This is a genomic window from Methanolobus sp. (assembly GCF_016278385.1).
Taxonomy (GTDB): Archaea; Halobacteriota; Methanosarcinia; order Methanosarcinales; family Methanosarcinaceae; genus Methanolobus.
Map to the genome: position 1 here is coordinate 61321 of NZ_JADQBY010000032.1, position 12867 is coordinate 74187.

9 protein-coding genes are annotated in these 12867 nt (G+C 40.1%); 3 read left to right on the forward strand and 6 right to left on the reverse strand.

The genetic code is table 11. From position 1 onward, the window contains the following. Positions 1 to 3: 3 nt before the first annotated feature. The 6 genes from QZZ23_RS12555 to QZZ23_RS12580 all read right to left on the reverse strand — a co-directional run bounded on the left by QZZ23_RS12555 (position 4) and on the right by QZZ23_RS12580 (position 7727). Positions 4 to 687 carry a class I SAM-dependent methyltransferase gene (locus tag QZZ23_RS12555; RefSeq protein WP_292470708.1) on the reverse strand — a complete coding sequence of 228 codons (684 nt, stop codon included), beginning with the start codon at positions 685 to 687 and terminating at the stop codon, positions 4 to 6. A gap of 18 nt (positions 688 to 705) precedes the next feature. Next, positions 706 to 1467: a formylglycine-generating enzyme family protein gene (locus QZZ23_RS12560; protein ID WP_292470711.1), complete on the reverse strand. Its 762-nt coding sequence runs from the start codon at positions 1465 to 1467 to the stop codon at positions 706 to 708. A 55-nt stretch (positions 1468 to 1522) separates the two neighbouring features. After that, positions 1523 to 4009, reverse strand: coding sequence for a GAF domain-containing protein (locus tag QZZ23_RS12565; protein ID WP_292470713.1), 2487 nt, complete (start codon positions 4007 to 4009; stop codon positions 1523 to 1525). A 107-nt stretch (positions 4010 to 4116) separates the two neighbouring features. Continuing rightward, positions 4117 to 5760 carry a methylamine methyltransferase corrinoid protein reductive activase gene (locus QZZ23_RS12570; RefSeq protein ID WP_292470715.1) on the reverse strand — a complete coding sequence of 548 codons (1644 nt, stop codon included), beginning with the start codon at positions 5758 to 5760 and terminating at the stop codon, positions 4117 to 4119. Positions 5761 to 6474: 714 nt separating this feature from the next. Further along, positions 6475 to 7257, reverse strand: coding sequence for a winged helix-turn-helix domain-containing protein (locus tag QZZ23_RS12575; RefSeq protein WP_292470717.1), 783 nt, complete (start codon positions 7255 to 7257; stop codon positions 6475 to 6477). A 128-nt stretch (positions 7258 to 7385) separates the two neighbouring features. Next, the gene (locus QZZ23_RS12580) at positions 7386 to 7727 is read right to left on the reverse strand and encodes a hypothetical protein (protein WP_292470720.1); all 342 of its coding nucleotides are present in this window, start codon (positions 7725 to 7727) and stop codon (positions 7386 to 7388) included. Between the two features lie 313 nt (positions 7728 to 8040). On the opposite strand from QZZ23_RS12580, the gene QZZ23_RS12585 reads away from it, so the two are divergent. The 3 genes from QZZ23_RS12585 to mtbA all read left to right on the forward strand — a co-directional run bounded on the left by QZZ23_RS12585 (position 8041) and on the right by mtbA (position 12645). Next, positions 8041 to 10209, forward strand: coding sequence for an FAD-dependent oxidoreductase (locus QZZ23_RS12585; protein WP_292470722.1), 2169 nt, complete (start codon positions 8041 to 8043; stop codon positions 10207 to 10209). A 392-nt stretch (positions 10210 to 10601) separates the two neighbouring features. Beyond that, the gene (locus QZZ23_RS12590) at positions 10602 to 11267 is read left to right on the forward strand and encodes a corrinoid protein (protein WP_292470725.1); all 666 of its coding nucleotides are present in this window, start codon (positions 10602 to 10604) and stop codon (positions 11265 to 11267) included. A 358-nt stretch (positions 11268 to 11625) separates the two neighbouring features. After that, positions 11626 to 12645, forward strand: coding sequence for a methylcobamide:CoM methyltransferase MtbA (gene mtbA, locus QZZ23_RS12595; protein WP_292470726.1), 1020 nt, complete (start codon positions 11626 to 11628; stop codon positions 12643 to 12645). Positions 12646 to 12867 lie beyond the last annotated feature (222 nt).

Below are 12867 nucleotides of genomic sequence, written 5' to 3' on the forward strand. Positions count from 1 at the left end.
TAATTAATTTTTTCTTTTTTGAAGAGTTACCCTGAAGAGCTTTCTTGGAAGAGGTCCTTCGTCAAATTCCTTTCTATCAACGAGATCATACCCTTTTGAAAGGTGTTCTACCTTTTCTTTGCTCAGGAAATGCACGATAAACCCACCCTCTATCTCCCACATGTCTTCACATCTATGGATTCCTGTTCTATATTGAGGGTCTCCTGTATGTCGTGTTGTGAATATGTTCAGTCCACCTGGTCTAAGGACTCTTTGGATCTCTTTTGATACAGATTCGAGTTCAGAAATGGTTAGTGGCATACAGTAGAGCATATGTGAATAACATGCATCAAAGGATTCATTTACAAATGGAAGAGGTTTTCTGACATCGTGCTGCAAAGTTGTTACATGCTCAGACAGTCCATTCTCCCGGACTTTCTGTTCGATAACCTGAATCCCTTTTTTGGAATAATCCAGGGAATATACCTGAAATCCATTTTGCACAAAAAATAAAGTATCTCTTCCCTGACCAGCTCCAAGTTCAAGAATCTTTATTTTCCCCTCTTCCTTAAAGGTTTCAGCCGCCCATAGAGCAGGAGAACTGGGCTTTTCACCGAACTTCGAACTATTATTTGAAAACACCTTTTCCCAGTGATTCTGCTGTTTTCTAAGAATTTCCTTATCTATGCATGAATCTCCCTGCATCATAGAATCACTCTTTAATCTTTATGTTTCTCTAAGGAGGCGCAAACCAAGACGACTGCTGTTACGCCGAGCAACCGGAGGGTAATAGTAACGACTTGCTGATCGGCATCCTACGGCTGAAGTTTGCCAGCTACCTCCTCTTAGTACCCTCATGATCTTGGAAGAAACATCAGCATCCTCCCTGGCACTACCGTCTGCAGGAGCATCTGCGTAACTATCATGATACATGTCCTGCACCCATTCCCACAGATTTCCATGCATATCATACAATCCCCAGGGATTGGTTTTCTTCTGGCCCACAGGATGAGAACCAATCTCCAAATTCCCGCAATAACAATACTCATCCAGTTCGGATTCATTGTCACCAAACGAATACCTCGTGCCAGTACCCGCCCTGCAGGCATATTCCCATTCAGCTTCAGAGGGAAGACGATACTTACCAGTACTATCTTTTTCATTTAACTTATTGATAAACTCCTGTGCATCATTCCATGAAACTCTGTCAACAGGCCTGCTGTCTCCAACAAACTTAGAAGTATTACTGCCCATTACCTCGACCCACTGTTTCTGCGTTACCAAAAATTTGCCAAGATAAAATGTTTTTTCTATATTGACTTTGTGAACAGGTTTTTCGTTCTTATACCAGTTATTTTCATCTTCAAGTGAACCCATTTCAAATTTACCTGCAGGAATCAATATGAATTCCATACCAATCGAATTTGTGTAAGTATTTGGAAAAACAAATGCCTCTTTTTTTAGTCGGCCATATGAATCTTTTTTCATAATGATAATTCCATCAGCCTAAAAAATCCTTTTTTCACGATTTTATATACACGGACTATGAGTTCTCCGCCTCTATCCATTTTGGAATCTTCACATGAAATGAGCTCCCCTGTCCTATCTCACTTTCAATCCAGATATTTCCCTGATGTGCAGCTACAGTATCCTTGCAGATATAGAGACTTGATTCAAAACCCTGGAACATCCGTGCTATTGAATCATCCGCCTGATACATTTTATAAAACAGACGGGGTATGAGATCTTTAGCTATACCTTCACCGGTATCAGTTATAGTCACATGTAGATGGCCATTTTCCTCTGATACTTCGACGCCGATACTGTTTCCTTTTGGTGTGAGATTGATAGCATTATGGATCAGGTATACAAACATTTCCTTCAGTTTTTCCTTATCTCCCTTTACAGGAGGAAGGCCTGCCGGAATTTCCTTTTCCAGTGCCAGTTCTTTTTCATCTATCAACAATATCTGGTTAAGTAGCACATCAGATAGAACAGTTCCAATACTGACCGGCTCAAATGAGTACTCTATCCTGCCGGATTGTTGTAAATCACTATACAAAATTGCATCAATAAGGAGTTTTAACCTCTCGGAGTTATTCAGCAATATAGAAATAGCCTCTTTCTGTGAATCATCTAGCAGGTTCAATGTTTCATCATCAAGTACATCAAATCCATGCAAAAGATCATGTCCGTTTTTAATACTGTCTTCAATGAATTCTGTTTTTATCATATTGACAGATCTGAGCTTTGTATTGGCTTTCAGGAGTTCCTCAGAGTACTTACTTAATGCACCTATCAACTGTTTTCTCTGGATCAGTTTCCACATACCCTGCATCAAAAGGGTGAGTTGGCGGACATCGGATTCATCATATTCTTCCTCTTTATTTCCAACACCCACAACTGCAACTATATGATCTCCATCAAATATTGGAACATTCATATGTCTTGTTAATTCTACATGTCCTTTTGGATATCCTTTTTTCATGGTATTTGGAGCAGAATAATCATTTGTAATGATTGCTTTTCTCTGCTTAACGGCCTCTCCCCATAATCCGGTAGTCTTTACAGGATAAATGAATTGTTTGTCGCTTATACCACACTCATTCATTGCTGTATTTGACCATGAATCCATTATAAGGTCTGTTTCATCAGCATTCATGAACGCAAGATAACCAAGTTTACTTTCAGTAAGGCGAACTGCCTCTTCTTTAACAAATTCTGCGATCTCATCCAGGGAAGCAGCTGTCATTTCATTTAGCTTTATCAATGTCTCTAGGCGTGATTCGTTCAGTTGTTTAGCCTTTTCAGCTCTTTTGCGTTCTGTGATGTCACGTGCAACTGACAGAACAGTCTTCTTCCCATTATAATTGATCATCCGGGCATTTATTTCCAAAGGAATAACGCTTCCATCTTTCCGGATTGCTGCAGCCTCATACATGGCTTTATGATCTTTTTCTATTACTTTGATTAATTCAGAAGCTCGCTGTACATACCATGAAGGCACAATATCCATAGGTGACGAACTTAAAATATAATCCTTTGAGTATCCAAGACTATCAACAACAACCTTATTTACATCTATAAGATTTCCATTCAACTCACTTACGTAGATCTGGTCGTTGATATTATTAAAAATAGTCTTGAATCTGTGATCGGATTCCCTAAAAGTTTCATTGACTACTCTGTGTTCTATCTCAATTGCTGCAAGATCCGAGTTTGCTTTAAGGTACTCGTAACATGTCTTCTTGGGTTTATTTGGAAAATTGAAATACATTAGGAAAACACCAAGTATCTCACCAGTTGAAGATACTATAAGTTCGGCCCAGCTGGCTTTAAGTCCTGCTTTCTTTGCAAGTTCCCTATGTTTTGCCCAGTATGGGTGTGTTTCTATATTTTCAACGATCACCCTTTCTCCCATATAAAGCGCTGTGCCACCAGAACCAACTCCATATCCAATATCAAGACCCTCTATTGCTTCCTTAAAATAAGTGGGTAGATTGGGTGCAATGACACGACATATATGATGTTTCTTTTTATCAAGAAGCATAACGGCACATGTCAGACCACTTCGAATTCTTTCGGCATTGGTAACAAGGAGCCCCAGAACATCCTCGAGAGAGATTTCTGTAAGTGGCTTCCCGTTATGTGCTTTCTGTTGATGGGTGATCATTTCATTGTGCTTGCATTCAGTGATATCAATAATTGTACCTTCAAGGTGCACATTTTGATCACCGCGGGAGTTTATACGTACCCTATCCTCAACGTAACGAACTTCACCAAAACGGCTAATTATCCTGTACTCCTGAATGAATTCTGTCAGTTGTTTATTCAGGTACTTGAAAGCTTTTAAAACAACTTTACGATCATCAGGATGGATCAGGTCTGCATATTTGATTTTACCCGAATAGAAATCTTCAGGGATGTATCCGAATTGCCTCACATTGTTGGAGATGTACTCTACCGGATACTCTTTCTCAGTCTTCCTGGAAATCACAATAATAGGACTATTATTGATTATTGACTCCATGCTTATGTTCAGATTTGATTGTCCAATCATGTTTTTGACCGTGATACTTTTTGTTATGTCATTGTTCGTTAAACTAAGTTCAATTTCACAGTAAAAATGTTAGAGGATCATACTACAGAAAGATCCCCCGGAGATACAGGCCTTATTTCCCTGTAGCTTATAGCCTTTACAGGACAGATTCCTACACATCTCTTACAACTCATGCCCAGACAAAGGTGAGCGGTATAGTCCACATATACATGCCCATTCTTTGGGACAACATGTATGGCCTGCTCAGGACATTCACGTTCACACATCAGGCACTGCATACAACCACTTGATTCTTCTTCGATGAGCATGTCAAGATCTTTGATTATTTTCAGTCCCTGATATCCTGCATCTTCAATATCCCGGGTAACTCTCTTTTCAACAGATGGGACAAAAGTAATTTCAGGCAACTTTGGCATGCCATACGATTCAAGGAAATGATTATACAGATCTTCTGACATACCCTCGGTCCAGTAAGCCAGTTCACATGCATAGATGTTCTTGAAGGTCTCATTGGAAGCCAGCATAATGTGATCTGCTTTTATCCTGTCAGCAAGACTTACTATCTCTTCCAGTGCATAGTTTCCAAGAACAACATCCTTTGCAAGTTCCAGGGATGTGTTTCCAAACTGTACTATCTTTCTGGAAAATGCTGGCACAAGACCTATCTTTCTACCCTTTTCAGCATCAACATAGGTTCCGGATGCACCTGACATGTACATGTATTTCAGGTCCTCATATTTTACTCCTGATTCTATCAGTAATGTAAGATGTGCTGCCCTTATAGCCCCTATTGCTTTTCCAGCCTCAGCAATGTCTTCTTCAGTAAGGATGACCCTGTCACCAAGAATAAGTCGTCCTTCTGGAAGTTCAGGCAATTTGCTGATCAGGCCTGAACTAATCGCCAATGATATTGCTGAGATCACACCAGTCCCAGTGATTCCCCTGGCAGACACTTCACCCTTTTCTACAATAACCCCCGTTATCGGATCTATCAGGTCACCCTTCCCGGGTCCCATGTTTTCGTCCAGTACAGTTATCCTCCAGAAACCGTCTTCTTCATTCACATCGGAAATGGCACCGGGACTGGCAAGCATACCGCATTTAATACCCTGTCCTTCTATTGAAGGGCCTGCTGCGGCACTGCAGGTGACAATACGGTCACCTACTTTAAGAGCCATTTCTGCATTAGTTCCATAATCAGTTACAATAGCGACATCATTCTGTTCAATAAAATCGGTCTTGACCATCATAGCAAGGGCATCAGCACCTATCTCGTGTTCAATTGAAGGCAGTACAATAACTTCACATTCATCCAGGTCGGTATTAATACCAAAAATCTCACTGCCTGCATAGATCTTAAGACCTCTTTTCACGTTTTCAATACCAAGCCTTTTTTGCATATTTTTACCGGCATAGGCAAGGTCTCTTATTTCTATATTCTGAAAAAGGGAAAGCTGGATAGGATTACCACAAACGGCTATTTTATGGATCAAGTCAAGAGGAATCTCCAATTCGTCAAACATTTTACGAATTGTATGAGTTATAATTTTGTTTGCACTATCTCCTCCCACCTGAATTGCAAAACCAAGATGATCAATTACGTTTCCTCCTGGCATGGGATGTCTCATCGTCATTACTGTTTTAATAATATTCCCGTTTCTAAGGTCCAAAAGCTGCAATCTGAATCCGCTTGTTCCAAGATCTAATGCAATTCCATACATACAAAATCCTCCGTGTATTGTTCAAAGCAGAACAGCTGGCCAAGCCATTCAATAGTGTATGCAAACAATCTGTCAGATAAGTATAAATAACGACTTCGAACAAAAAATAAGAGCTAGCGATATAATCAATGACACAAATGAAGATAGTATGATTGATAAAAAACACACTATCATGAAAAATAACAGGATTGATTTTATCAAAACTATGTTTCCGGCTCCAGGCGGGAATACTTAAAAAGTAGCTGAATAATCTATGAGTCAAATGCATTTGCAGGGTCATTATTATATTGTGGAGAGACCCTGCAAAGCTTGAGGATACTGAAATGAAAATATCACACAGTTGTACAGAAATAATGCATAATTGGATTTCTGAAATTTAAGTTTAGACTGGAAGTAGACTAAATAGACCCTTAAACTGTACAATTATTTTCTTTATCCTCTTTTTTTATCCATCAACATGATGGACTTACAATTCATGCTATCCAGTAAAAGCATATATAATAATTTGTAGTAATCAATCAACCATTAGAAGATTATCAAAACCGCGTTTATGATTCAAGCAATTGATTTTACAGGTAAGTAGTTCTGAACTTAGACATACGTGAAAACAGAGACAGAAGAACAATTAAAACCTTTGATAATATCGAAAGCATGAATTCTGGGATTAGCAAGACCCAAAATACGAAATATGATACAGAGGAACAGTTGTAATATCTATTTTACCTGCTCTGCAAGATCCCTGTAATGCAAAAAGAACTCCTGACCCCATTGTCGTGCACTATCTTCGAAACTGATGACTTTCTTGTGATCGAAAAAACCCTTCTTATTAAAGAAAGATAGCAGCAGTAGGTTATCAGTAATAGAAATTGCACCTGGTTTAATTATGTGTTCATCACATACGAACAAATGCGAATTATTCGATTGCATAATTGCATTATACTGCTCAGTGTACTCATCCCTTAATCTTTCATAAACAGGTTTTGTCAGGATGAGATTATAGTTTACTTCCTTTTTTGCCAGCTCTGCATAATTATAGGGGCATGTTGGACAGAAATACGAATAGAATGTACATACGTTCTTTGTCTGTTTAAGGCTTGTAAGTAACTCTCTTGGTGGTTCAAAAAGATGATTCAGATCAGGCTCATGTATCAGAACATCTCCAAGATCACCAATCCTGTCAAGTAGTGGGTCAGGTACTGCACCCAGATCCCTGCTCTCCCAATAATCCTTATTTCCCTCAACAACATTTAATGCCTCTATTAAGGGCTTTATTTTTTTCAAAATAATCTGGCCAATATACGTTAGCCTGTATTCATCGTCCTTTTGTTCGATCATGCCCTGTTCAATAAGTATTTTTACCTGAGCCATAATTGCGCTGGTCGTGCCATTGATAGATGTTTTTATCTCGTCAATGGTTGCCGGCCCGTTCATTAGCATGATAAGGGTATTTTTTCTTTTTTCGGATAGGAATACTGTACTTATCAATTCAGTTTTCATGATCAGATTACTCTCCTTTTCTTGTAAAAAGAAGCCATTTTTATTACATGAACACAAATAATCTGTAAATGGTATAACGATGACATTTTTTAACACCCGTAACTATACAATCGAGATAATTTGAATTTTTACTGCCCCGGCCTCTCTCCAAAAGTATGATGATAACGTTTAATTACTGATTCAATGTAATTGGAGGTCATCCTCGTAGATTGTTTAGACATGAAATCTCTCAACGGGAATTCAGTATGGCAATGTGTACACCTGGCAAGTTCACATCCCCTAACCAGACTTGGGCATCCTGCACATAGTTTTGCTCTTGAGTAGAATAAATTAAAAGATTTCCCACACTCCGGGCAAAGGAGCTGTTTGTTTGCATCATAGAAGCTCTTATTAACTCCTTTTCTTTGCAGTTCAAAAGAATACCTTTCATCGCGCTTCAGATCATCAATGTATCTTTTCTCATCGGACATCTCTTTTTCACCTTTCTGACTGCTATAGATGATTTAACTTTCAGACCTATATATAACGAATTATGTTGGAAAATCAAATAGTCATAAAAAATCTTCAACCGACAATAAAACAATGACATCGATAAAATCAAAGCCTTGAACTTCACGCCTGGATTAGATATAATAATCAGTTTCGTCCATATTTTTGATACATATAGAACACTGGAAAAATCTAATCTTAAAAATAGATCCGTGCTTTCCAGATATAACTCTTTTACTGCTGGGATGATAAAAAAGTGACTAATAAATAATAGCATACTATTGTGAGGAATTGATGGTATTTGAAAAATTGTTTGAGTCTGATTTCATAGGAAAATGCAGACTGAAAAACAAAATAATAATGGCTCCCGTCGGTAACATCAATATGGCAGATCCCAGCGGCCGTCCCCTTAATAAGATGATCGAATATTTCATTGAAAGGGCAAAGGGAGGAGCCGGTTTGTTGATCACCGGCCTGGTTCCTGTTTCCTACGGCATTGACCCAACCCTTTCTGAAGAAAATAACACTACCTACTTTCCGCGTATCGATGGTTCATCCCGAACGCGTCTCTGTGGCTGGATGGACCTTACAAGTGGTGTAAAACCATATGGAGCAAAGATCTTCATCCAGCTTTCCGCCGGTCTTGGGAGAGTTGGATCCCCTGAACCTGCATTAAAAGGTAAAATACTTAGGTCCGCATCATGGAACAGGAATTTTTATATTCCTCAGGTACCCCATCTTCCACTTTCAGACCATAAGATCAAAAAAATCGTAACAATGATGGGACAAAGTGCAGCCAACGCAAAGATATCAGGATTTGACGGTGTACATCTGCATGGTCATGAAGGATACCTGATGGACCAGTTGACCTCAGCACCCTGGAACAGGCGGAAGTTTGGCAGGTACAGAAATAAATTCCGGTTCGGCATAGATGTTGTCAGAGAGATAAAGAAACGATGTGGTGAAGATTTTCCTATCATATACAGGATAGACCTGACACAGGCATTACAGGAAAGCTACGGAAATGAGGTTTTCAGGAAACGCTTTCATGGAAAAGAAAGGAACATTGAGGAAGGTTTACAGTTCTGTAAAAGTCTTTATGAAGCCGGAGTGGATGCTTTTGATGTTGACAAAGGCTGCTATGATAATTGGTTCTGGCCACATCCTCCTTCCTATTTCGATGATGCTATCTACGTCAAAGAAATGGCAGGCAGACTGAAGGGATTCTTCGAACGGGAGAACATCGATGCAAAAGTGATAGCTGTCGGTAAACTTGGCAAGCCTGAAATGGCTGAAGAAGTACTTGAAAATGGATGGGCAGACTTCGTAATGCTTGGAAGACCACTTCTTGCTGATCCATACTGGCCTGTCAAGGTGAAGGAGAACAGGACATCAGAAATCATTCATTGTATAGGCGACCACGAAGGCTGTATGGAATCATTCAAAAAAGGAGGACATCACTGTTGTTCAGTGAATCCTTACACCGGTTTTGAGGATACAAAAAAACTGATCAGAACAGATATTGTAAAAAAAGTAGCTGTCATCGGCGCTGGTCCTGCCGGTTGTGAAGCAGCCATGACCGCCTGCAAGCGAGGACATAATGTCATCCTCTTTGAAAGTACTGGCAGGATAGGAGGACAATTGTTCACTGCCGGTAAGATGGCAATAAAGCATGATATAAGAAGATATCTCGATAACCTGCAATATCAGGTAGAACTTATGAAAAAACAAGGCTTGATGATCGAGTTCTATCGGGAGATAAAGACCGATGATATTGCTGGTGAATATGATGTCATCATCTGTTGCAACGGTCTGAGAACATCATTACCTGATATTGATGGTATCGATAGGATCAACCATATCGAAGCAAGGGAGTTCCTGAATAAGGATCTAGAACTGCCAGCCGATACTAAAAATATAACAGTGGTCGGTGGTGGTATACTCGGCTGTGAGATAGCCTATTCTCTTGCTTATGAAAAGAGAAGCAATGTCACACTGGTTGGAAGGAATAAGGAACTCATGCCCAGAACCACCCATGCCAACAGGGCACAGATGCTCTGGATGATGATGGGTAAAGGTTCGCCATCAGGTAAAGAGGATGATGTCCTTGAAAGACCTGTAAGGGTTTTTAATTCTTCTAATATAGTGCGATTCTCAGACGGAAAAGTCCATATCAAAGCTAACAGGGAAAGAAAGAACCCTTATACACCCTGGAAGCCATTGATCCCTGAGAATGTAAAGGATCCTTTTGAAAAGAAACTTGACCCTGATGATGTGGAAGATACCGTCATCAATACCGACCTCGTAATCTTCGCTACTGGAGGAGAAGCAGATGACACGCTTTACTATGAACTACTAAAAATAGATGCTGCACCTGAGATATATTCGATAGGAGATGCAAGAGACCCCGGAAGGGTTTGGGAAGCTATCTCAGGAGCTAACGAGATAGCCAGGAATATTTGATCTTTGTCTGAATTGAAGGATCGAAATCAGAGATTTGAGACTTAAAAAATGAGCTTTTCACTTAACGAATGATATTATTCATGCTTTTGATATTATCAAAGGTGTTCTTTTTTTGCGTACTGGAGTTTTTCTGCAAGGCATAAATCCAGAAGACCTGATATGCAATATCCACATTTTGAATTGAGAATATAGTATTGATAATAATTAGTTCTTTGATTAATTACTCTAAGTTATTATATATATTCGTATGGGTAATGGTAGAGTGTCAACTATTACAGATCCAATATCTGTTCTGTTGACCTGAGAAATCATTCGTGGAATCAATGGTCAGGAATGTAGAGAACTGAAATACCCCATTCCTGGACGTTGACAAGAAAAATCGGAGGTATTCTATGGAAGAAAATGAGATCATCAACAGACTGACCGATTCTGTGGTCAATGGAAAAAAAGATCAGGCAATTGAATTAGCACAGAAAGCACTGGACGAAGGTATTGACCCTTACATAGCAGTGATCAACGGGCTGGCAAAGGGCATGGAGATCATGAGCGAGAAATACGAGAAAAAGCAGGCATTCATGCCACATCTTCTGATGGCTTCCAACGCAATGTACGGAGGTATGGACATACTCGTACCACACATCAAGACTGAAGGAAAAGGCGCAAGGAAGGTCCTTATCATAGGCAGTGTCGAAGGAGATGTGCATGATATTGGAAAGAATCTGGTAAAGACAATGATGAGTGCTGTTGGCTTTGAAGCTATCGACCTAGGAAAAGACGTACCTGTGGAGCAGTTCGCTGAGGCTGCTGCTGAGCACAAGGCAGACGTCGTATCCATGAGCACACTTATGACATCAACAATGGATAACATGCAGAGGGTTATGGACAGCCTTCAGAGCAAGGGAATCAGGAACAACCTGAAAGTTATCATTGGCGGTGCACCAATAACTGCTGACTTTGCAGACGAAATTGGAGCAGATGCAACCAAAACCGATGCCATGGAAGCTGCAAGATGGGCACAGGAAGCAGCAGCAGCACTTCCATCTGACAGATGGGCTTAAAGATTAAACGACTGCAATATCTGGTTTGAACAAACATGTTCACCCTTATTAAAATTCATGACAAAGCCATGGTTCATGAATCATGATAAGCCACACAAACCAACCATCAAGAATTGCTGCCAAAATATATTAACAGACTCACGTGGCAGTTTATATGTGAACAGGATCCTGCCAGAACCCTGCAGTATGATGACCGGGTTTATGACATACTTAATAGAGGAATTAAGAATATTAAAAACCCCGGTTATCCTACATCCACTTCAATAAAAACGATTGCTACAAGAATTATGTGTTAAGACCCCTAGTGCGGATCTTAGATTATGATTACAATTACAAATGATTATAGGAGTTCAGTTCAATGGATGAATACACACCTAAAGAGAGATTAGCACGTGCATTAAGAGGAGAAACTGTTGACAGAATGCCAGTTATATCCGTTACACAAACCGGAACTGTAGAACAAATGGAAGCCTGTGGTGCATTTTGGCCGGAAGCTAATGAGGATGCAGAGAAAATGGCAGCACTCGCCGAAGCAGCCCACACCGTAATAGGCTTTGAAGCTGTACGTGTTCCTTTCGATATTACAGCAGAAGCTGAGTTCTTTGGTTGTGACATCAAAGCAGGTACAAAAGAACAGCAGCCATCCGTCGTCGGTCATATAGTAAAGTCAATAGATGATGTCGAAAAGCTCAAAGACTACGATCTCAACCATGGAAGGATTGGCGTTGTATGTGATGCTATCAAGATACTTGCAGAGAAGTACGGTGATGAACTACCAATTATGGGTAGTATGCTTGGTCCTTTCTCCCTTGCACAACACATGAACGGTGATGACTGGTTCATGGCTATCATGACAGACGAGGAATTCGGATTCGCTCTTATGGAACTCGCTACCGAGTTCAACATTGAATATGCAAAGAAGATGGTGGAGAACGGAGCAGACACAATGGTCATCATCGACCCTACTGCAAGTGCAATGCTCATCGGTGACGAGTTCTACCAAAAATTCGTCGTCCCTGCACACAAAAGAATAGTTGATGCAATGCGTGAACTAAACGTTGCAACCGTACTGCATATCTGTGGTGATACAACACCAAGCCTTGGACTGATGGAGTCCTCAGGAGTTGATGCCATAAGTGTTGACCAGAATGTGGATGTTGCTACAGCTCTTAGCAAGGTCGATAAAGCAGTAATCGTTGGTAATCTAGACCCTGTAAGTGCCCTGTGGAAAAAGTCTCCGGAAGATATCAAAGCGGTATCAAAGAGCATACTGGACGCAGGTGTAGGACTTTTGGGACCCGGCTGTGGTATCGTGAGCAAAACACCTAACGCTAATTTGCAGGCTATGGTCGAAATGGCCAAGAGCCACAAGTATTAGAAATTCAAAAATCTAGATCAAAGATAATTTCTCCAGATCGTATCTTTCATGTTCAATGACCTTCTGTCAGGAGAGATTATTCCTTTGGTATGGTGGAACCTGGATATTAAGCATATCAGGTTTAATCCGGAAATCTACCTCCACACTTCCCTGGCCAGTGACTAATCAACACTGGCTTTTTTAATTTTTTATCAGGGAACCTTCACATTTGATCAAAACAGG